The following is a 22,612-nucleotide window of genomic DNA, read 5'->3' as shown; positions in this document are numbered from 1 at the left end:
ACCACCACAACAATACCGCCTGCCAAGGAGTCGACCGTGACCAAGATGGCGCCTGAACTGCCCATAGAGGTGGACGTCGAGACCGGTGTCTGGACCACCGACGCCCTGCCGATGCTGTATGTGCCGCGACACTTTTTTATCAACAACCATATCGCCGTGGAGCAGGCGCTGGGCGTCGAGGCCTACGCCGAGATTCTCTACCACGCCGGCTACAAGAGCGCCTGGCACTGGTGCGAGAAGGAGGCCGAGTTGCACGGTCTGGCCGGCGAGGCGGTGTTCGAGCACTACATGACGCGTCTGTCCCAGCGAGGCTGGGGCCGCTTCATCACCGAGGCCATCGACCTGGAGGCGGGGACCGCCCGGGTGCGACTGGAACACAGCGCCTTCGTCTACCAGCTGGGCAAGGTCGGCTACCGGGTCGAGTACATGTTCACCGGCTGGTTCGCCGGTGCCATGGACCAGATCCTGGCGGCCTCGGGGTCGGCGCTGCGTACCCGTGCCGAGCAGACCCAGAGCGCCGCCGAGCCAGGCTGCGAGGTGGGCCGCTTCGAGGTCCAGCCGCTCGCCACCGTGTCTCGCTGAGCTGCGCTATCTCGTCGATTCGGTGCGCCGCCCTGGTGTTCCTGTCAGGTGACGCTGTTCAGCAACCCCTGTCGGCGAGCTCAGCCAGCAACCCCCGTCGGCGAGTCCAGCCAGCGGCTCCCGTCAGCGACCCCAGTCAGCGACCACCGCAGGCCAAGCGTCTGTCGTGGTTCCACCTTCGTCCGGGCAGAGGAGTTTCCCCATGGCCTTTGACGCGATCTTCGAGCCGATCACCATCGGCAGTCAGACCATTCGCAATCGCGTGGTCAGCACCGCCCACGCCGAGGTCCATGCCACCGACGGTGGCATGACCACGGAGCGCTACGTGCGCTACTACGAGGAGAAGGCCAAGGGCGGCTGCGGGCTATGCATCTGCGGCGGCTCCTCGGTGGTCTCCATCGACAGCCCACAGGCCTGGTGGAGCTCTGTCAACCTGTCCACCGACCGCATCATTCCGCACTTCCAGAATCTGGCCGAGGCGGTGCACCGCCACGGCGGCAAGATCATGATCCAGATTACCCATATGGGGCGTCGTTCGCGCTGGGATGGCCATGACTGGCCCACCCTGGTGTCGCCCTCGGGCATCCGCGAACCGGTCCATCGCTCCACCTGCAAGACCATCGAGGAGGAGGAAATCTGGCGCATCGTCGGTGACTTTGCCCAGGCCGCGCGCCGGGCCAAGGAGGGCGGTCTCGATGGGGTCGAGCTGTCCGCCGTGCACCAGCACCTGATCGACCAGTTCTGGAGCCCCCGCGTCAACAAGCGCGAGGACGCTTGGGGCGGCACCTTCGAGGGCCGCATGCGCTTTGGCCTGGAGGTCCTCAAGGCGGTGCGTGCCGAGGTCGGCGACGACTTCGTGGTGGGCATGCGCATCTGCGGCGACGAGTTCCACCCCGATGGCCTGACCCACGACGACATGAAGGCCATCGCCGCCTACTACGATGCCACCGGCAAGTTGGACTTCTTCGGCGTGGTCGGCTCCGGCTGTGACACCCACAACTCCCTGGCCAACGTCATTCCCAACATGTCCTATCCGCCGGAGCCCTTCCTGCACCTGGCCGCAGGCATCAAGGAAGTGGTCAGCGTGCCGGTGATCCACGCCCAGAACATCAAGGACCCGACCCAGGCCAACCGCATCCTCGAAGGTGGCTACGTCGACCTGGTGGGGATGACCCGGGCGCATATCGCCGACCCCCACCTGATCGCCAAGATCAAGATGGGCCAGGTCGACCAGATCCGTCAGTGCGTCGGTGCCAACTACTGCATCGATCGCCAGTACCAGGGTCTCGACGTGCTGTGCATCCAGAACGCGGCGACATCGCGGGAGTACATGGGCCTGCCGCATGTCATCAGCCAGAGCGAAGGCCCGAGGCGTCGCGCGGTGGTGGTGGGTGGCGGTCCCGGCGGCATGGAGGCCGCCCGGGTGTTGGCCGAGCGCGGCCACGAAGTGACCCTGTTCGAGGCCGAGGACAGCCTGGGCGGCCAGATCACCCTGGCGGCCAGGGCCCCGAGTCGCGACCAGATCGCCGGGATTACCCGCTGGTATCAGCTCGAACTTGCCCGGCTCAAGGTGGACCTGCGCCTGGGCACCCGGGCCGATGTACCCACCATCGACGACCTGAGGCCCGACCTGGTGGTGCTGGCCACCGGCGGACGGCCGTTTCTCGACCAGTACGCCGACTGGGGTTTCGACCCTGACCCGGAAAAGAGCCTGGTTGTCAGCACCTGGGACATCCTCTCGGGCAAGGTGACACCGGGCCAGAACGTGCTGGTGTTCGATTCCATCTGCGAGTTCTCCGGGGTATCCGCCGCCGACTTTCTGGCCGACAAGGGCGCCCGGGTCGAGATCGTCACCGACGACATCAAGCCCGGGGCCGCGGTGGGGGGCACCACCTTCCCCACCTACTACCGCAGCCTGTACGAGAAGGAGGTCATCATGACCTCGGACCTGATGCTGCACGAGGTCTACCGCGAGGGGGCGTCGCTGGTGGCGGTGCTCGAGAACGAGTACAGCGGGGTCCAGGAAGAGCGTGTGGTTGACCAGATCGTGGTGGAGAACGGCGTGCGCCCGGACGAGCGGCTCTACCTCGAGATGAAGGAGGCCTCGCTCAATCGCGGTCAGGTCGATCTGGAAGCGCTCTACGCGGCCAGGCCGCAGCCCTGCCTGGCTCACCTGGACGCAGAAGGTCGCAGCGCTGGAGATCGCAGCGCCGGTTTCGTGCTGTTCCGACTGGGCGACGGGGTGGCGCCGCGCAATGTGCACGCCGCCATCTATGACGCCCTGCGTCTGTGCAAGGACGTTTGAGCGAGCCACGAGGGCGGCCCAGTCGCCGCCCGCCTGACCCTCGTCGAGAGGAGATAGAAGATGCCCGCAATCGTTCTTCCTGACCTGCTGGCCGTGCTGGTGCTGGCCGTGCTGACACTGACCCTGGTGGGTGGGGCCAGACGCTTCACCCTGTGGCGACGCGGGCGGCCCTCGCCGGTGCCCTGGTTGGCGGGCCTGGCGGCGATGCCACGACGCTATCTGGTGGATCTGCACCACGTGGTGGCCCGGGACAAGGCCTTCGCCCACACCCACGTGGCCACCGCCGGGGGCTTCGTCGCCGCCGCGCTGCTGATGCTGCTGGTGTTGCTGGTGCCGATGCCGTCAGGGCTAAGGCTCGGCCTGACCGGCCTGATGCTGGCCGCCAGCGTGCTGATGCTGGTCGGTGCCAGGCTGGTCGCCAGGCGTCGGCGCTCGCCGCCGGCGCGGCTGTCACGTGGCCCCTGGATGCGCCTGCCCAGGAGCCTCACGGTTTTCTCGGCAAGCCTTGCCGGCGTTGCACTGGTCAGTCTGCTGTCCTCGTTGCTGCCGCCAGGCTGGCTCGGCGGCATCCTCGGCTGGGCGCTTGCCGGCGTGCTGCTGGTGGGGCTCGCGCTGGGGCTCGCCGAGATGTTGCTGGGCATGACCTGGGGCGGGCCGATGAAGCACGCCTTCGCCGGTGCGCTGCACCTGGCCTGGCATCGCCGGGCAGAGCGCTTTTCCACGCGCTCAAGCGAGCGCGAGGGGCGCACGCCGCGCTCCACCGGGCTCAAGGCGCTCGATCTTGAGGACCCCGAGGCGCCGCTGGGGGTGGCGTGTCCCGAGGACTTCACCTGGAACCAGCGCCTGGGCTTCGATGCCTGCGTGCAGTGCGGGCGTTGCGAGGCGGTGTGCCCGGCCTTCGCCGCCGGCCAGCCGCTCAATCCCAAGAAGCTTATCCAGGACATGGTCCGGGGCATGACCGGCGCCAGCGCCGACAGCTACCACGGTTCGCCCTATCCCGGCCGGCCGCTCACTCAAGATAGAGGTCAAGACAAGTCTCAGAACCAGGGCCGGCCGGGAGGACCCATCGTCATCGAGGCGGGTGGCGCCCTGCTCGATGCCGATACCCTGTGGTCCTGCACCACCTGTCGGGCCTGCGTGGAAGAGTGCCCGATGATGATCGAGCACGTGGACGCCATCGTCGACCTGCGCCGTCACCTGACCCTGGAGCGCGGCAAGACTCCAGGCAAGGGCGCGGCGGTGCTCGACAATCTGATCGCCACCGACAATCCCGGCGGCTTTGCCCCCGGGTCACGCATGCACTGGGCGGCCGACCTGGCGCTCCCGCTGATGCGCGACTACGGCCAGGTGGATGTGCTGCTGTGGCTGGGGGACGGCGCCTTCGACATGCGTAATCAGCGTACTCTGCGCGCCCTGGTCAAGATCCTGCGGGCGGCGTCGGTGGACTTTGCCGTGCTTGGCAACGAGGAGTGCGACAGCGGCGACGTGGCGCGCCGGCTGGGAGACGAGGCGACCTTTCAGCGTCTGGCCAGGGCCAACGTGGCGACGCTTTCACACTATCGCTTTCAGACCATCGTCACCTGCGACCCCCACAGCTTCCACGTGCTTGGCAACGAGTACGGCGCCTTCGGCGGCGACTACCGGGTGCGCCACCACAGCACCTTTATCCAGGAATTGATCGCCGACGGACGGCTCACGCTCGAGTCCCGTCAGCGTGGCCGTGTCACCTACCACGACCCTTGCTATCTGGGGCGCTACAACGGCGAATACGAGGCCCCGCGCCAGGTGCTGGCGGCGCTCGGCATCGAGCTATCCGAGATGCAGCGCTCCGGTTTCCGTTCACGCTGCTGCGGTGGCGGTGGCGGGGCCCCGATCACCGACGTACCTGGCGAGCGGCGGATTCCCGACATGCGCATGGCCGATGTGGCCGAGACCGGCGCCGAGCTGGTGGCGGTGGGCTGCCCCCAGTGCACCGCCATGCTCGAAGGGGTGGTCGATGCCACCGCCCAGGTGCGCGATATCGCCGAGCTGGTGGCCGAGGCACTGATCGAGCCGCCTGCCGGCAAGCGTCAAGCGCGCAGGGCGCCAGCACACGACGGGACGGTCGCCGAGGGTGTAGCAAAAGGAGGTGTGGCAAGAGGCGCCGACCCGGTCTTGGATCGAGGCGTGGGCAGTGACGTAGAGGAGCTGAGCCAATGAGCACGTCCGACGAAGCGACGCGAGGCAGCGCCCCAGTAGCGACGGCTCGACTGCGTCGCGATCCCCGGCAAGACTGGATCGCCCGCAACCGCCTGCATCCGCAGCATCAGTCGGTACTGGCCACGTTGGAGGGCGCCACCTCGCCGCCGGCGTGGATGGGCCCCCAGGGACGGTTGCGCCGGAACCCGCACGCGGTGGGCTTTATTGGCCCCAACGGTCGTCGGCGTATCGACCGCAGCGGTGTCCAGGCAGGAGCCACCGCGTCGCCTGCAGGTCGCGCCCAGACCGCAGACGTTCAGGCCGCCCGCGACCGGCGCCGCGCGGTGACGTTGGAAGCCCCGGCGGGCTGGATCGCGGTGGTCCCGGATACCGCCACCGGCAGGCTGACCGAGCACGATCGCGATCTGTTCGGCCTGGCCCGTCGACTGGCCGATAGCGGTTTGCAGCCAGAGGGTGCTGAACTGGCCGTAGTGGCCATCCTGTTCGGGGATTCGCCGCCACCCGCGCTGGAGCAGGCGCTCGGCGAGGCCGGGGCCGATCGGGTGGTCTGCCTGGCGGTGGCCCAGGGCTACGCCCCCGAGGCACGTCTGGCGGCCTGTACTCGAGTTGACGACGCGCTGGCCCCGCGCCATTGGCTGTTTCCCGATACCGCCCTGGATGGCGGCGATCTGGGGCGCAGGCTGGCGGTACGGCTGGGCGAGCGGCCCGCCTGTGGAGTGTGGCGCGTCGAGGCGGATGGCGGGCTCGATGCCGTCGGGTCCTGCGTCTGTCGGACCGGGTCCGGTCGCAAGGACCAGCCCCGTCCGCTGCCGCGCATCCTGATGGCGCTGGCCGAATGCGCCGAGCCGGTGGTCGAGACCCGCCATGAGGCGAGAGCGATGGCCCTGGAGCCACCGCACGTGCCCCAAGCACCCCAAGCAAGGCTCGAGGATCTTGGTGCGGTGGCGGTGGACCCTGCCGAGATTGCGCTGCACGAGGCGCCCTTTATCCTGTCCGGCGGCAATGGCGTTGGCGACTGGCCCGGCTTTCACCGGGCCGCCCAGGCGCTGGGCGCCAGCGAAGGCGCCTCCCGGGTGGCGGTGGACGACGGCCATATGCCACGCCATCGCCAGGTGGGGGCCACCGGCACCTTCGTCAGCGCCCGGGTATACCTGGCGGTGGGGATCAGCGGAGCAATTCAGCATCTGCAGGGGATCCAGCGCTGCGACAAGATTATCGCCGTCAACCGCGACCCCGGCTGCGATATGGTCAAGCGGGCCGATCTGTCAGTGATTGGGAATGGCGACGAGATCCTTGCCGAACTGGTACGTCTGGTCGAGGCCGGGGGGGAACGTGGAGGCAAAGGTGATAGCGAGCCTGGCGATACCCACGAGTTCCGGCCAGCGGAAACATCCTCGAAGGAGGCCCTGAATGTTGCCTGAATCTTCCTCCCCCCATTGCGAGGCCCAGATCGGCGCCAGTGCCGATGCCAACGGCGGTGTCAAAAACAAAGCCAAGGCCAAGGCCAAGGCCTCCAGCGCAGACGCCACCTACCCGCAAGCCAGCGACATCACCTCGCTTCGCCTGGATGTGCTTTTGTCGGTGGGGCGCCATCGTCTGACCGGTCGCGCCCAGCGTGCCGATGGCGACGCCCGGGCGCTGGAAATGGCGTTGTCTCTGAAACAGGCGCTGTCACTGAGAGAGGCATTAGTGGCTGAGAAGACGACCCCTCCCGAGGTGGAGTTGATTCCCTGGCACCAGGGGCCGGAGGGCGACGACACCGAAGCGGCGCTGCGTGGCTATCTGGGCATGGGCCTGGACGCCATTCGCTGGATCAAGGCACCGGCGGCGGCGGACGCCATGGCGCCACTTCGGGCGTCGCTGGCATCGCCTTCGGAGGGGGTCGCTCACCACCGTCAGGCGCGCCTGGTGCTGTGCGGGATGCGTGCCGAGCAGGGCGAGGGCACCGGCATGCTGCCGATGGTGCTGGCCGAGCAACTCGGCTGGGCCTGGGTCCCTGGGGTGGTGGCCCTCGAGCGTATTGAAGCGATCGAGGGTCGCCAGCGGCACGCTGAGGACGGCGAGCCGGGCAAGGTCAATGACTGCGAGGAGACCGCGCTGTTCCGGGCCATCGTGCTGCAGGCGCTGCCGCAGGGACAGCGACGCCGTCTGGCGGTGACCCTGCCGGCGATCCTGGGGGTGGACAGCGCGGCACCGGCCGCGCGCCAGAGCGCCTTCGGTCCGGCCCGGCGTGGTCAGCTGCGCCTGGTCGAGTCAGGCGAAGAGCTGGTGCTGGACCCGGCGGTGGAGCAGTGGCCGCTGATCCCGGCCCGCGCCCGCCCCAGGCGGCTCAAGATCGTCACCGCCACCAGCGCCCGCGATCGCTTCAAGGCCGCCGCCGCCAAGGCCGAAGGTGGCGGTGGTCGGGTGCTCGAGGATGTCTCGGCCACAGAAGGGGCCGCCGCCATCCTGTCGATGCTCGAGGCAGAGGGCGTCTTGCCTGCCGGCGGGGCCCGGCACGGTCAACAAGGTAGTCCACAAGGCGATGGACGCTGACGCCAAGCGGTGCCAGCATCAAGGCAGGGACCGCCAGTGGCAGGGCGCGTCGACCCGGCAAAGTCCGCACCGCTGCCTTACATGGACATAACTAGAGTCAAGCAATGACCGTCGAACCCGATACCACCGTGACTTCCGACGCCAGCCGATCCCGGCGTACCCGGGCGACCCTCAAGGGGCGCCAGACCGACCCCGACCTCCTCGAGGCATTGCGTCGGTTGCTGGGCGATGAACGCAAGCACCCCGAGCTGCGGCGGCGCGATCTCTTGATCGAGCACCTGCACGCTATCCAGGACGCCAATGGTCATCTGGCGCTTGACTGGCTGAGGGCGCTTGCGAGCTACATGACGCTGCCGATGGCGGCGGTCTACGAGACGGCGACCTTTTACGCTCACTTCAATGTGGTGCATGACGGCGAGGCGCCGCCGCCTGAACTGACGGTGCGCGTGTGCGACTCGCTGTCCTGTGAGCTTGCCGGGGCCGAGCGTCTGGCCGAGGCCCTGAGCGGCGGTCTCGACCCCGAGCAGGTGCGCGTCACCCGTGCCCCCTGCATGGGCCGCTGCGACCTGGCGCCGGTGGTCGAGGTGGGGCACCACCACCTGGGCCACGCCACCCCGCAGGCGGTGGAGGTGCTGGTGGAAACCGGCAAGACCCACCCCGAGGCGGTGCTGTGGCAGCGCCTCGATGAATATCGCCGAGAGGGCGGCTACGAGCTGCTGCGCGGCTGCCGGGAAGGCCAGGTGACGGTCAATGAGTTGACCACGATGCTCGAGCGCGCGGGGCTGCGGGGGCTTGGCGGCGCGGGTTTCCCGACCCATCGCAAGTGGCAGAGCGTTCGCGCCGAGCCCGGTCCTCGCTGGTGCGCGGTCAACGCCGACGAAGGTGAACCGGGGACCTTCAAGGATCGCTACTACCTGGAGCGCGCCCCCCACCAGATGCTGGAGGGCGCCCTGGTGGCCTGCTGGGCGGTTGAGGCAGAAGGCGTCTATATCTACCTGCGCGACGAGTATCCCGGCGTCCACCGGGTGCTGATCGAGGCCATCGAGGAGCTCGAGGACGCCGGTATCGCGCAGCCGGGCCAGCTTATCCTCAGGCGTGGCGCCGGGGCCTACATCTGCGGCGAAGAGTCGGCGATGATCGAGTCGCTGGAGGGCAAGCCCGGCAAGCCCAGGCATCGTCCGCCGCTGGTCGCCCACAAGGGCCTGTTCGGCCGGCCTACGCTGGTCAACAACGTCGAGACCCTGTACTGGATACCGGTGCTGTGGCGCGAGGGGGTGGCCATGTACGCCGGTCAGGGCCGGCGCGAGCGTAGCGGCCTGCGCAGTTTTTCGCTGTCCGGGCGGGTGCGGCGGCCTGGTGTCTATCTGGCGCCCGCCGGCATCAGCCTGCGCGAGCTGGTCGACGAGTACGGCGGCGGCATGGCGCAGGGCCATCAGCTGGCCGGCTATCTACCGGGGGGCGCCTCCGGCGGTATCCTGCCTGCCGCCAAGGCGGATATCGCACTGGACTTCGACACCCTCCAGGCCGAGGGCTGCTTTATCGGCTCGGCGGCGGTGATCGTGCTGTCTGATCAGGACGACCTGCGCGCGGTGGCCACCAACCTGCTGGCCTTTTTCGCCGATGAATCCTGCGGTCAGTGCACCCCCTGTCGGGTCGGCAGCGAGAAGATGCTGAGCCTGCTCGAGCGCGATCGATGGGTGGTGGAGGACCTGGAACGACTGTCCCGGGTGATGCAGGACGCCTCGATCTGCGGCCTGGGGCAGGCGGCGCCGAATCCGGTGCTGAGTCTGCTGCGCCACTTCCGCGATGATCTGGGGCGCCACGACATCATCGTCACCGATACCGCCGAGGGGGCGTGAAGATGACCGGATCCCGGAACGCTTTTGTCTCCCACGTCGCAGATGATTCGACGCTTGAGTCCTTCACGCTGACGCTGGATGGTGTCGAGGTGAGCGCCTGGCCCGGCGAGACCCTGTGGCAGGTGGCCAAGCGTGCCGGGGAGACCATCCCGCACCTGTGCTTCAAGGACGCCAGCGGCTACCGCGCCGACGGCAACTGCCGCGCCTGCATGGTGGAGATCGAAGGCGAGCGGGTGCTCGCCGCCAGCTGCCTGAGAGAGGCGCGCCCCGACATGGTGGTCAGAAGCCAGTCGTCCGAGCGCGCCCGGGTCGCCCGCGAGGGCGTGCTGGAACTGCTGCTCAGCGATCAGCCGCCGCGCGACGACAGCCCGGACCGTGCAAGCCAGCTGTGGCAGATGGCCGATCACCTGGCGGTGGACGCCACCCGCGCCCGCGCACGCTACCCGAAGCGCAGGCCCGACGTCGTGCGTCATGCGCCCGGCGCTCGCCTTCCCGGCCAGTGCCCGCCGATCGCAGATGATGCGAGCGGGGGGCGCCATGCTTCCGCTACAGCAGGCCACGACACCAGCCATCCGGCGATGACGGTCAATCTGGACGCCTGTATCCACTGCACCCTGTGCGTGCGCGCCTGTCGCGAGGTGCAGGTCAATGACGTCATCGGCATGGCCCATCGCGGCGCCGCCAGCAAGGTGGTGTTCGACCTCGATGACGCCATGGGCCAGAGCAGCTGCGTGGGTTGCGGCGAGTGCGTCCAGGCCTGTCCCACCGGCGCCCTGTCGCCGACCAGCCTGATCGATGCCCAGGGCCGTGGTAACAGCGACAGCGCCGAGCGCAAGGTGGACTCGGTGTGTCCCTACTGCGGCGTCGGCTGCCAGTTGACCTACCACGTCAAGGGTGACGCCATCCTCTACGTGGAAGGCCGCGACGGCCCGGCCAACCAAGGACGGCTGTGCGTCAAGGGACGCTTTGGCTTCGACTACGGCCGCCACCCGTCGCGGCTGACCCGGCCGCTGGTGCGGCGCGAGGGCGTGCCCAAGGGCATGGACGAGGGCTTCGATCCCGCCCGGCCACTGACCCATTTTCGTGAGGCCGACTGGGACGAGGCGCTGGCGCTGGCCGCCGGGGGCCTGACCCGGCTCAAGGCCGACCACGGCCCCAGGGCGCTGGCAGGCTTCGGCAGTGCCAAGTGCTCCAACGAGGAGGCCTGGCTGTTCCAGAAGCTGGTACGCACCGGCTTTGGCTCCAACAATGTCGACCACTGCACCCGGCTGTGTCACGCAAGCTCGGTGGCGGCGCTGATGGAGTGCATCGGCTCCGGTGCGGTGACCGCTTCCTTCATGCAGGCGCTGCAGGCCGACGTGGTGATCCTTACCGGCTGCAATCCGGCGGTCAATCATCCGGTGGCGGCGACCTTCTTCAAGCAGGCGGCCAAGGGTGGCACCCGGTTCATCATCATCGACCCACGGGGCCAGGCCATGGGCGCCTATGCCCATCGGGTTCTGCGCTTCACTCCGGGGGCCGACGTCTCGCTGTTCAACGCCATGCTGAACGTCATCATCGACGAGCAGCTCTTCGATGAGGCCTATATCCGTGAGCACACCGAGGGCTTCGAGCGGCTCAAGGCATCGGTGCGCGATCAGACGCCGGAGTCGGTGGCCATGGCCTGTGGCGTGCCCGCCGACGAGATCCGCGCGGCGGCGCGGGAATACGCCAACGCCGAACGGGCGATGATCTTCTGGGGCATGGGGATCTCCCAGCATACCCACGGCACCGACAATGCCCGCTGCCTGATCTCGCTGGCGCTGGCCTGTGGTCACACCGGGCGCCCCGGCACCGGCCTGCATCCGCTGCGCGGCCAGAACAATGTCCAGGGGGCCTCCGACGCCGGCCTGATCCCGATGGTGCTGCCAGACTACCAGCCGGTGTCCGACGCCCAGGTGCGGGCCTCCTTCGAGGAGCTGTGGGGCAACGCCGGCACAAGCAGCGGCGGCAGCGGCGACGCCCTGGATCCCGAGCCGGGCCTCACCGTGGTCGAGATCATGGACGCCATCCACGCCGGCACCATCCGCGGCATGTACATTCTGGGCGAGAACCCGGCCATGTCGGACCCGGACCTGACCCACGCCCGTGGGGCGCTGGCAAGCCTCGACCATCTGGTGGTGCAGGACCTGTTCGTCACTGAGACGGCGCAGTTCGCCGACGTCATCCTGCCGGCCTCAAGCTGGCCGGAAAAGGACGGCAGCGTAACCAACACCAACCGTCAGGTGCAGCTGGGGCGCCAGGCGCTGCCGCTGCCCGGTGATGCACGGCCTGACTGGTGGATCATCCAGGAGATGGCGCGGCGCTTCGGCCTCGACTGGGACTATGGCCACCCGCGCGAGGTCTACGCCGAGATGCAGAAGGGGATGGGCTCGCTGAACCATATCGACTGGGAGCGACTCGAGCGCGAAGGCGCGGTTACCTATCCCTGCCTGGCGGAAGGGGCGCCGGGCGAAGACGTGGTGTTCTCCGAGGCCTTCCCCACGGCGAGCGGCAAGGCGCGCTTCTCGCCGGCGCTGCCGCTGCCGCCCGACGAACCCATTGACCGTGACTACCCGACGGTGCTGTCCACCGGACGCCAGCTTGAGCATTGGCACACCGGGTCGATGACCCGCCGGGCCCAGGTACTCGACGACCTGGAGCCCGAGGCGGTGGCCAGCCTGTCGGCAGGGGAGCTCACCCGGCTGGGTGTGCACCCGGGAGAGCGGGTGACCATCACCACCCGGCGTGGCGCCATCACCCTGGTGGCGCGGCTCGACGACGGCATGCCCGACGGCATGGTGTTCGTGCCCTTCTGCTATGTGGAGGCGGCGGTCAATCTGCTGACCAATCCGGCGCTGGACCCCTACGGCAAGATTCCGGAGTTCAAGTATGCCGCCTGTCGCTTGAGTCGCGCCGAGCCGGCCCAGGTCACCTAGGCGCTGTCCGAAAAGTCGACGAGCGAAGGTTAGACAAGGCAAAAATCGGTGAGAAAGCGCAGTTTACGGGGTGTAAATGAGCATTTTGATCCGATTTTTAACGCCGTATTACCGAGCTCAGGCACTTTTCAGACAAGCCCTAATCTGAACGTAAGACACAGCAACAAGGAGTCACCCACCATGATGATTGCCGAGCTGATCGACGGTCGTGACTTTCGTGATCGGCTGTTGGCGCTGGGAGTGCGCCTGCCCGAGGATGCCTGCCCCGAGACCTGCGCCAGGATGGCCCGGCTCAAGGCACGTGAGGTCGGCCTGCCCGGCCTAGCGGCGCTGGTGCGCGAATTGATGGACAAGCAGGAGGTGCTGTTGCCGTCGGTCCATCAGGCGATCCAGGCCCACCTGCTGGGGCTCGATGATAACGGCGAATCCAGGGCTGCAGGGAAGGGCTCAGCCTAGGGCGCCTAGCCTAGGGCGCCGACTGTGGTGCCGTCTATGGCTCAGCCTGGGGCGCAGGCTAGACCGCCGGCTTGCAGCCGCTCAGTCGCAAGGCGAAGATGGCGTTTCTTCGCCAGCGGCGGCAGGTGGCCCCATGATTCTGAGCGCTGAGCTCGCACAGCAGATCATCGACAAGACCCAGGATATTCTCGACGCCAACATCAACGTGATGGACGCGCGCGGGGTGATCATCGCCAGCGGTGATCACTCGCGTCTGGGTACCCTGCACGACGGCGCGGTGCTGGCGCTACAGCGTGGCAGTGGACTCGAGATATCCGAGCATGACGTCGATGCCTTCAAGGGGGCGCGACCGGGCATCAATCTGCTGCTTCAGTGCGCCGGCGAGACGGTGGGGGTGCTCGGTATCACCGGTCCGCCATCGCAGGTACGTCAGGCGGCGCGGCTGGTCAAGGTGACCGCCGAGATGCTGGTCGAACAGGCCGACATGCTGAGTCAGCTTGAGTGGGCCAAGCGCCACCGGGAAGGTTTTATCCTGTCATGGGTCAACGCCGAGCTTTCTTCCGAGCAACTTCATGACTGGGCCGAGCGACTGGGGATCGACGTCGCCTGTCAGCGACTGGCGGTGCTGATCGAACTGGACAGAGGATCGCCCAGTGCAGATCTGGACGCCATGCAGCGACTGATGGACCTTCTGGCCCACGACAGCCTGGTCACCCAAGTGTCACCCCATCGCGCTCTGGTGCTCCAGCCGGTGATGGATCAGGCTGGACAGCGCAGGCAGGGCGCACACCCAGGCCCCGACGGGGCTATCGAAGCCCTGCTGGCGCGACTGGCACGCCACGATATTCACGGGGTCAAGGTCGCCGTCGGGCGTGCCTTCGATGCACCCGGCCACCTCCACCTGTCCTACGAGAGCGCCCGGCAGGTACTGGCGATCGGCAAGCGCCAGTTTCCCGAGCGAATGACCTATCACTACGAAGAGCTGCGCCTTCCGGTGCTGCTGTCGCCACTGAACGATGGCTGGCAAGGCGAGCAGTTGCGCGAGGCGGTCGAGCGCATCCGTGGCGCCGACAGCCATGGGCGTCTGCTCAAGACCCTGGCAATGCTGATCGAGCACGAGGGCAACCTGAGTCGCTGCGCCGATGCCCTGCATGTCCATCGCAACACTCTGCGCTATCGGCTGGATCGCATCCACGAGATTACCGGTATTTCTCCCCATTGCTTCACCGGCCTGGTGGAGCTTTTCCTGGGTCTGGAGCTGTCGTCCGGCGACGGCGCTCATTGAAACCCACAGGCTGATCTTTCTCGCGGGTGGCGAGCGGCGGCTTGCGAGCTGTCGCTTGCGAGCTTGTGCCTGGATGCTGTCCGTCATCATGTCGCAGGGGGCATCGGGCCTGCTGGTGTGTCTGCAGGTAGGGTGGTGGTTGCTACAAAGCCAGCCGTCAGGACTTGCCCGCGATAAGAATGTGAAGCCACGGCGCTTAGCTTGTGGCTTTTTTCTTACATTAAATTACGAATTAGTTACTGAGAGTCGTAGCGACATTTTGTGCAGGATAATTAGCAGGGAGACAAATCTGTGCAGCTTTCCCCTGAGGCGGGCTGATCTAAGGCGTTCGCCCAGGAGGCTTGCGCCGCCCATCTGGACGCTCCTTCACCACTGAGGCCGGCCGATGAGTGACTGGAAGTCCGAGGAAGAGCGGAGTCTGGGCTTTCCGCCACTGCTGCTGGTGGTGCTGACCTTCGGGGCCCTGATGGCCCTGCATACCCTGTTCGCCTCCTCCTCGTCCTCATTGTTCCTGTTCGATCTTCTGACTTTCAGCCGTTGGGGCGCGGTGGCGTCGTTGCTGGCGACGCTCGGTATTCTGGCGCTGGTTATCGGCTGTGATCGTGTCAGGCGGCTGGCCTCGTTGGCGCTGCTGGGGTACAGCCTGGGACAAGGGCTATGGCTGCTTGATCAAGTCAATCGTCAGGTGAGCCTCGAGGCGCTGCCGGCAATGTCGTTGCTGCTGATGCTGCTGTTCGCCTTCTGTCTGTGGCACGGTCGAGGCGTCGGGCGCAGGCGCTACGCGGCCCTGGGAATCGTGTGCATGGTGGCTGGTGCGCTGGGATTTTCGATCCTTTGGACGACGGAGGATGCCCCTCGTTGGCGCCTTATACTGTTCGAGTCCCGGCCGCTTGGCACCGTCATGGTGTTTACCTATGGCGTCATCTTCTGGCTGTTCGCCCGCCAGCGCAGCTTGAACTTGCGACGGCTGGCGCCCAGGGTGATCAAGGTCGGGCTTATCGGCACCAGTCTCAGCATGCTGGTGGGCTTTGGGGGCTACCACCTCTATTCGCTCGATCTGAAACAGGATCTGAGCACGCAGCTGGATACCTTGAGTGAGCGCATCGCCAATTGGGAAGAACGCTACCGCCTGGGCTGGAGCGAATGGAGCCTTCCACTGACCCAGGCAGGAGGGTCGCCGGAACCCACCGGTCCCGCAGCCCGGGGAGAGGTGCTTGCCTACGTCTGGTGGCAGGACAGGGGCGCATTGCGCTGGAACCCCGCTGACGGTGGTGGGGCGACGTCTCGACTCGAAGAAATGCTGGCGTTGCACGAGGTTCGAAGTTGGCTCGAACAGCGTCAGAACGAGGCCATGCGCTGGTGGATTCCGGGCAAAGGCGCGGCGCTGCTGGAGGTCAACAGCTTCGGTGCTGCGGGCCCCCGGCTGGTCGTACTGGTCGACACGACGCTGTGGCTTGAGCATATGAGTGAAGGACTGACGGCGAACCTGTCGCTGTTGGGGCTCCGCCCAGCAGAAGCGTTGGATCATGCTGCCCGCGAGGTCTGGGTCGAGCGCGGCAGGCTGGCCGGCGTGATGCGAGACGATATTGCCCTGGCTGGCGGCACGCTGCTGCGGGTTCAGGCATCGAAGCCGCTGTCGCTCAAGTGGGTGCTATTGCCTGCGCTGTTGCTGGCGTTGGGCCTTTTTGTCACCTATCAACTGATGACCTGGATTGCGCTGGCGCGATTGCGTAGAGAGCAGGCGATTTCGCTGGCGACGCGTGAACAGGAGTTTCATTCCCTGTTCGGACTACACCCCGTGCCGATGCTGCAGGTTCGACGTTCGGGCCTGATCGGTGCGCTCAACGACTCTGCCACGGAAGCTCTGGGTGACAGCGCAGGGGAGGCTATCGCTCGACCCTTCACCGAGGTAGCCAGTCGACTGCTGGGATGCGGTGATGCGCCCGATGAATTGATGAAGCACTTCGACAATGTCATGACCGGGCGACAGCGGTCCGTGGTGTTCGAGTGCTCGATCGCGGATTCTACCTTCAGGATACGCCTGCAGCAGGTCCGGGTGGGGGCGGCCTGTGTGGGCCTTTTCGCCAGTTTCGCCGACATCAGTCTGCGTCAGAAGGAGCAAGCCAGGCTGTCGATCATGGAGCACTGTCTCAGGGAGAGCAGCAATGGGGTCGTGATCTTCGACGCCCAGTCCAGGGGCTGCCCCGTGATGTATGCCAACGCAGCTTTGTGCCGCATGCTGGATGCTTCGGCATCCTCGGTGACCGGGCTGCTGGCGAGTGAGCTTGCCAGGACCATGTGTCTGGACCCGGTGACGGAAGCCGAGATCTGTCACTGGATGAAGACCCAGCAGCCGGGCTCGGTTACTGCGCTGGCCAGCCAGGGAGGAGGAGGCGGTCGCTGGTACGACCTGACGCTCTCGCCGGTGCATGCGCTCCGCGAAGGCGTAAGTCACTACATCGGCATCGTCGATGACGTCAGTCAGCGCAAGGTTCAGGAAGAGATGCTGGCCCACCAGGCCACCCACGACGCCCTGACGGGTCTGCCCAATCGCACCCTGCTGGCCGACCGACTGGAGCATGACGTGGCCCTGGCGACACGTCATCGGCAGGGGCTGGCGGTGCTGTTCATCGATCTGGATGCGTTCAAGCCGATCAACGATAGCCTGGGGCATGAGGTCGGTGATCGCGTGCTGATACAGGTCGCCAAACGTCTGAGCCGAGGGCAGCGACGCTCGGATACCCTGGCGCGCCTGGGCGGGGACGAATTCGTGCTGGTGCTGGTGGATATCGGTGGCAAGGACAAGGCCATCGCGGTGGCCGAGCGTCTGCTGAACCAGTTGCGTGAACCCTGCCGCGTCGACGGCTTCCAGCTGCAGATATCCGCGAGTATCGGGATCGCCTTGCTGGACACCGGGACCACCCTGTCGCCACAACGGCTGATCCAGCAGGCCGATCTGGCCATGTACCAGGCCAAGCAACGCGGGCGAAACCAGTATCAGTTGTTCACACGCACCCTGGACGGTGTCCCCGGGCGTCATGTGACCCTGCGCAACGCGCTACGTATTGCCATGGAACAGCAGCGTCTGCAGTTGTTCTATCAGCCCCAGGTGGATGGCGAGGGCAGGATCACCGGTCTGGAGGCATTGATACGCTGGTCCCATCCCGAATTCGGCTGGGTACCGCCGTCGGAGTTCATTCCACTGGCCGAAGAAACCGGCCAGATCATCGATCTGGGGCGCTGGGTGATGCGCAGGGCCTGCTACGACGCCAAGCGCCTATGGCGAAGTGGACTCAAGCCGGGGCGGGTGGCGGTGAACCTGTCACCGCTGGAATTTCATCGCATGGATTTTCTATCGAGCGTGTGCCAGACGCTGGATCAGACCCACCTGCATGCCGAGTGTCTGGAGCTGGAAATCACCGAAGGCATGTTGCTGGATGACCAGGAACGCGTGGCACGTACACTGAGGGCCCTGGCGGCCCGCGGGGTCACCACGGCGATCGATGACTTCGGAAAGGGATACTCGAGCTTCGATTACCTCAAGTCCCTACCGATCGACAAGATCAAGATCGATCGTGGCTTTGTCGCCCAGTGCCTGGACAGCGAGCCCGACCTGGCGGTCTGTCGCAGCGTGATCACCCTGGCCCAGGAGTTGGGCCTCGAGGCGCTGGCAGAAGGGGTCGAGACACCGCATCAATGTGCCGCCCTGAAGGACCTGGGGTGCACCACCTTCCAGGGCTATCTGTTCTCTCGACCGGTGCCTTTCCGGGAGCTTGCCGGCCTGCTGCGTCGCCCCCATCTGGCGCCGCAGCAGGAGGTCCCGGTGGATCGGCAGGACTTGATTGGGGCGGAAGCGCGCCGACGCTGAGCGCCCGCCGAGTCCTGAAATCCGCCCTGGTGTCGTCTTGAAGACGACACCAGGGCTGGCTTCAGGGCAAGCGATGACGGCAGGCTGTTTCAGCAGGCTATGTCAACAGGCTATGTCAGCGGGCTGTGTCAGCAGGTCGGACACCAGGCCGTGACAGAGAGACACCCAGGGGGCCGCAATGTCGACAAGCGCAGGGGCTTTTCCGCCAGCGCCTAGCCGCTGGCCAGGCTCAACGCCGGGCTGCTGCCCAGGTTGGCTGCCAAGGTGGTGCGGTACCAGTCGATAAAGTCGATCACCCCGTATTCGTAGGTGGGGGAGTAGGGGCCGGGGCGATAGGCCAGGGAGTTGATGCCTCGCTGGTTCTCTTCGGCAAGCCTTCGGTCCTGGGCGTTGGTGGCGTCCCATACCCGGCTCAGGTTCTCGACGTCGTAGTCGACACCCTCCACCGCATCCTTGTGGACCAGCCATTTGGTGGTGACCTGGGTGCGCTGGGGACCCAGCGGCAGCACCCGGAACACCGCGGCGTGGTCGCCGACAAAGTGATTCCAGCTATTGGGCAGATGCAGGATGCGCAGGGAGCCCATGTCCTCGATGCCCTGATGGGTCAGCGGCCGGCGACAGGCGGCCCTGCCGTCCATGGTCATGGACACGGTGCCCTCGACCAGCGGGGTGCGGGTCAGACGATTGCGCTTGCCTCCCGCCCAGCTCATCCTCCAGGGGATGCCGAGGCCGTCCCACTCCTTCTGCTTGCGTGCCACCAGACTGCGGTATTCCGGCGTGGCACGGGGGTCCTCGGTGTCGTCAAACTCGTAGAGCGACTTGATCAGCTCCGGGTGAGAGCCGTTGCAGTGGTAGCACTCGCGGTTGTTCTCGAGCACCAGCTTCCAGTTGGCCTGCTCCTCGATGGTGGTGGTAACGGCCACCTTGAGGTTGGCCATGTCGTAGAAGCTCAGGTAGCTGTCGAAGATGGCCTTGAGGTCGCTCACGTCCGGCGGATTCTCGGCGAGGCTGACGAACAGGTAGCCGCCGGCCTCGGTCAGCGCGACCGGGGCGAGTCCGTAGTCCTCGAGTCGAAAGTCCTCGCCCATCTCGGTGCCGGCGAACAGCAGGCGTCCGTCCAGCTCGTAGGTCCACTGATGGTAGGGGCACACCAGCTTGGCCAGCTTGCCCTTTTCGGTGGAGCACAGGCGAGATCCGCGATGGCGGCAGGTGTTGTGGAAGGCGTGAATGGCGTCGCCATCGCCGCGCACGATGACCACCGGATTATGGCCGATGTCGAGGGTGATGAAGTTGCCCTTGGCGGGAATCTCGCAGCTCATGCCGGCGAAGATCCACTCGCGCTCGAAGATGGTCTGCATGTCGAGCTGGAACAGTCGTTCATCGTTGTAGAACGGCTGCGGCAACGAGAAGCCGAAGGGGTGATGTGACATCGTCTCCAGGGCGAAACGACGGGCGTCCCCCAGGGGATCCTCCAGATTGAGATGGGCGATGGGCTCCATGGTGCACTCCTCGTGATGCGATAGATGCGGTGTCGATGGGCGCGGTGGCCCATGGCAAGGGGCGCCGCTATGGATCAGGGGAAAGCATTAGCGGCGCTATTGGCTGGCGTGCGTCGCGGTTGTCATGCTGCGCAGTCTGGGGCAAGGGGGATGACCCTGGGTATCTGGCGGCGACACCAGATGATGCCGTTGCGACCTCTTTGTCGCTGCAGCGAGCGTGGCCGGAGGATTCGAGTATGCTGATGTCGCGATCAGACAAGTGGCGCGCGAGGCGCGAGGGGCAGAATGCGCTCAATGACCAGGCCTCGAACGAGGTTCGGGGCCTGGATGAACCGCCGACTGTCTGCGAGCGAAACCGCCATGGTGACGAATTTTCTCAATCCGGTGACCACCCAGACCTGGGCCAATGGCCGCCACGTCGTGCGCTGCGTCAAGGTCATCCAGGAGACCTGGGACGTCCGAACCTTCTGCTTCATGGCCGAGCAGCCGGTGATGTTCTTCTTCAAGCCGGGGCAGTTCGTCACTCTGGAGCTCGAGATCGACGGTGAGTGCGTCTTTCGCTCCTATACCATCGCCAGTTCACCCTCCATCCCCTACAGCTTCTCGATCACCGTCAAGCGGGTGCCGGGGGGGCGCGTCTCCAACTGGCTGCATGACCAGATGGACGTGGGCCACGAGCTGGCGGTGCACGGCCCGGTGGGGGACTTCAACTGCATCGACCACACCGCCGACAAGGTGCTGATGCTCTCCGGCGGTGTCGGCATCACGCCGCTGATGTCGATGACCCGCTGGTTCTTCGATACCAATGCGGCGGTGGACCTGGCCTTTATCCACTGCGCCAGGACCCCCAGGGACATCATCTTTCACCGTGAGCTTGAGCATATCTTCTCGCGCATTCCCGAGTTCCGGCTAAATATCGTGTGTGAGCGGGACAACGAGCTGAACCAGGCCTGGTCGGGTTTCCGCGGCTTCCTGTCGGAGCCCATGCTGGAGCTGATGGCGCCTGATTTTCTTGATCGAGAGGTCTTCTGCTGCGGGCCCACGCCCTTCATGTCGGCGGTCAGGCGTCTGTTGACCCAGCGTGGCTTCGACATGAGTCGCTACCACGAGGAATCCTTCGGTGCCACGCCGGTCGACGTCCAGGAAGACGTCCACGAGCTGGCGGAGCAGGCCGAGGCGGAGGCCGAGGAGCTCGTTGCGGCCGACATGCACTGTGTCGAATTCGCCTCGGCGGGCAAGAGCGTACGCATCCAGCCGGGCGAGACCGTGCACGCCGCGGCCTCAAAGCTCGGACTGCATATTCCCAAGGCCTGCGGCATGGGCATCTGCGGCACCTGCCGGGTGCCACTGGTCGCCGGCGAGGTGGACATGGAACACAACGGTGGTATCACCGACGAGGACGTGGCCGAGGGCTTCATCCTGTCCTGCTGCAGTCGGCCCAGGGGTAACGTCACGGTGGACTGGTAGCGGCGGTGGCTCCCGGCGGAGGAGGGTCGTGGGCCACCCAGCGCGGCAGTGGTGTAACCGTCCGGTGCAGGTGACTCCGTATGGCGTTGATAAATAGGAGGGCCGTGAGAAATTCGGTTAGGCTGGAGTCTGATTTTTGCTGGTATTCGGACGCCATGCCATCCTCGCCCCTGCACCCGCTCCATCCATCACGGCCATCGCCGGCACCAGCGTCAGCACAGCAAGGGCACGCCGATGTCTCTGGCGGCGAGCCGCTCACGCCGGCGCTGTCGGTGGGCTTCGTGTTGCTGTCGCGCTTTACCCTGCTGCCCTTTGCTGCCTTCGTCGACTGCCTGCGGCTGGCGTCCGACGAGGGCGACCGCAGTCGTCAGCTACGTTGCCGCTGGCGCTTTCTGTCAGAGGATGGCGCCGAGGTTGCGTCAAGCTGTGGTGCGGTGATCTCGCCCTGCGAGCCGATAGGGGGGCGTCATGGGCAGCCTTTCTGTGATCCCCGCCAGTTCGACTACCTGGTGGTCATCGGCGGGGTGCTGGGGGATGGCGAGGAACCTGGTAGCCCTGAACGAACGAGCCATGAACGACGGGCTCTCGAGCGAAACCGCCCCGAGCGAGATGGCGGCACCCTCGACTATCTGCGCCATGCGGCAGCGTTGGGCGTGCCGCTGGTGGGGGTGTGCACCGGGGTCTACTCGCTGATCCAGGCCGGTGTGATGGAGGGGCGGCGCTGCTGCGTCAGCTGGTACCACCACCTGGATCTGACCCGGCGTTTTCCCGCCGTCAGCGCGGTGGCCGACCGCCTCTATGTCGACGATGGCGACCGCTTGACCTGTGCCGGTGGCGCTGCGGCGGCGGACCTGGCCGCCTATCTGGTGGAGCGCCACCTGGGACGCGCCTGGGCACGCAAGAGCCTGCACATCATGCTGCTGGACGGCCACCGAAGCGGCGACCACTCCCAGCCCCAGCCGGTGGTCTTCGATCGCATCGAGGATCGCATCGTGCGTCGTGCCGTGGCGATTCTCGAGCAGCATCTGGGCGAGCCGCTGTCGGTGGATGAGCTGGCGACGCGCGCCGGCGCCTCGCGTCGGGGGCTCGAGCGCAAGTTTCGCCAGGCCTTCGGTGTCGGCCCGCAGAAGTTCGCCCGTGACCTGCGCCTGCGCTACGGCCTGTGGCTTCTGTACTTCACCGACCATAGCGTCACCGAGATCGGCGAGCGCTGTGGTTTCGCCGACACCGCCCACTTTTCCCGCCACTTCCGCAGCGCCTTCGGACAGTCACCCTCGCGCCTGCGGCGCGATCCCGTCGGTCGCGAGGAGGCCGGCGTCGATCCCTTCTTCCTGCATGTCGGTGCACGTCTGGGGCATCGCTGAGCGCCCCCGCTGGCGCAATTGCCCCGGATAGTTCTCCTGACAACGTCATCCGAGCGCTCTTCCACGGCGCTCGGCTCATGCCTGCGTCCAACAAAGCTGTCGCATTTGTTCAAGTTCTGAAGGAGCCGCTCGGCTTCAATGACCTTATCCCGACGGGCACCTGCGCTCGTCTGAGCCGTGCTCAGCCAGTCTGGGCCCGTCTGGGCCCATCTGGGCCGGTCTGGGCCGGTCTGGGC

The 22,612-nt window shown here is 66.3% G+C and carries 13 protein-coding genes; 12 read left to right on the top strand and 1 reads right to left on the bottom strand.

All coding sequences use genetic code 11. The features are described from left to right. Nucleotides 1–36: 36 nt before the first annotated feature. The 10 genes from KUV74_RS03000 to KUV74_RS02955 all read left to right on the top strand — a co-directional run bounded on the left by KUV74_RS03000 (nt 37) and on the right by KUV74_RS02955 (nt 18,046). A complete protein-coding gene (locus KUV74_RS03000) occupies nt 37–582 on the top strand; it encodes a DUF5943 domain-containing protein (protein WP_222515607.1) in 546 nt (181 codons plus the stop codon). 202 nt (nt 583–784) lie between these two features. After that, nucleotides 785–2,887 (top strand): NADH:flavin oxidoreductase, encoded by a 2,103-nt coding sequence (locus tag KUV74_RS02995; protein WP_222515606.1) that lies wholly within the window; start codon nt 785–787, stop codon nt 2,885–2,887. Nucleotides 2,888–2,947: 60 nt separating this feature from the next. Next, nucleotides 2,948–5,086, top strand: a complete 2,139-nt coding sequence (locus tag KUV74_RS02990; protein WP_222515605.1) for a DUF3483 domain-containing protein — start codon at nt 2,948–2,950, stop codon at nt 5,084–5,086. Next, nucleotides 5,083–6,507, top strand: coding sequence for an electron transfer flavoprotein subunit alpha/FixB family protein (locus KUV74_RS02985; RefSeq protein WP_222515604.1), 1,425 nt, complete (start codon nt 5,083–5,085; stop codon nt 6,505–6,507). Before KUV74_RS02990 ends, KUV74_RS02985 begins: the two co-directional genes overlap by 4 nt. Further along, on the top strand, nt 6,497–7,621 hold the full coding sequence (locus KUV74_RS02980; protein ID WP_261395034.1) for an electron transfer flavoprotein subunit beta: 1,125 nt from the start codon (nt 6,497–6,499) through the stop codon (nt 7,619–7,621). The genes KUV74_RS02985 and KUV74_RS02980 overlap by 11 nt, the downstream gene beginning before the upstream one ends. A gap of 104 nt (nt 7,622–7,725) precedes the next feature. Then, nucleotides 7,726–9,480 (top strand): NADH-ubiquinone oxidoreductase-F iron-sulfur binding region domain-containing protein, encoded by a 1,755-nt coding sequence (locus tag KUV74_RS02975; protein ID WP_222515603.1) that lies wholly within the window; start codon nt 7,726–7,728, stop codon nt 9,478–9,480. 2 nt (nt 9,481–9,482) lie between these two features. Beyond that, nucleotides 9,483–12,437 (top strand): formate dehydrogenase subunit alpha, encoded by a 2,955-nt coding sequence (fdhF, locus tag KUV74_RS02970; RefSeq protein ID WP_222515602.1) that lies wholly within the window; start codon nt 9,483–9,485, stop codon nt 12,435–12,437. Nucleotides 12,438–12,617: 180 nt separating this feature from the next. After that, nucleotides 12,618–12,893, top strand: coding sequence for a hypothetical protein (locus KUV74_RS02965; RefSeq protein WP_045990997.1), 276 nt, complete (start codon nt 12,618–12,620; stop codon nt 12,891–12,893). 133 nt (nt 12,894–13,026) lie between these two features. Then, a complete protein-coding gene (locus KUV74_RS02960) occupies nt 13,027–14,178 on the top strand; it encodes a sugar diacid recognition domain-containing protein (protein ID WP_222515601.1) in 1,152 nt (383 codons plus the stop codon). Between the two features lie 385 nt (nt 14,179–14,563). Further along, nucleotides 14,564–18,046 carry a putative bifunctional diguanylate cyclase/phosphodiesterase gene (locus KUV74_RS02955; RefSeq protein ID WP_222515600.1) on the top strand — a complete coding sequence of 1,161 codons (3,483 nt, stop codon included), beginning with the start codon at nt 14,564–14,566 and terminating at the stop codon, nt 18,044–18,046. A 212-nt stretch (nt 18,047–18,258) separates the two neighbouring features. Here KUV74_RS02955 and KUV74_RS02950 read toward each other — a convergent pair whose 3' ends face one another. Further along, a complete protein-coding gene (locus KUV74_RS02950; protein ID WP_222515599.1) occupies nt 18,259–19,545 on the bottom strand; it encodes an aromatic ring-hydroxylating oxygenase subunit alpha in 1,287 nt (428 codons plus the stop codon). A 360-nt stretch (nt 19,546–19,905) separates the two neighbouring features. Here KUV74_RS02950 and KUV74_RS02945 point away from each other — a divergent pair, with 360 nt between their 5' ends. Further along, the gene (locus KUV74_RS02945) at nt 19,906–21,012 is read left to right on the top strand and encodes a hybrid-cluster NAD(P)-dependent oxidoreductase (protein WP_124802720.1); all 1,107 of its coding nucleotides are present in this window, start codon (nt 19,906–19,908) and stop codon (nt 21,010–21,012) included. 155 nt (nt 21,013–21,167) lie between these two features. Beyond that, nucleotides 21,168–22,376: a GlxA family transcriptional regulator gene (locus KUV74_RS02940; protein ID WP_124802718.1), complete on the top strand. Its 1,209-nt coding sequence runs from the start codon at nt 21,168–21,170 to the stop codon at nt 22,374–22,376. Nucleotides 22,377–22,612: the final 236 nt, after the last annotated feature.

The sequence above is a fragment of the Halomonas sp. DP1Y21-3 genome (assembly GCF_019801245.1).
Lineage (GTDB): Bacteria > Pseudomonadota > Gammaproteobacteria > Pseudomonadales > Halomonadaceae > Halomonas > Halomonas litopenaei.
This window is presented reverse-complemented; position numbering and strand designations above follow the sequence as displayed.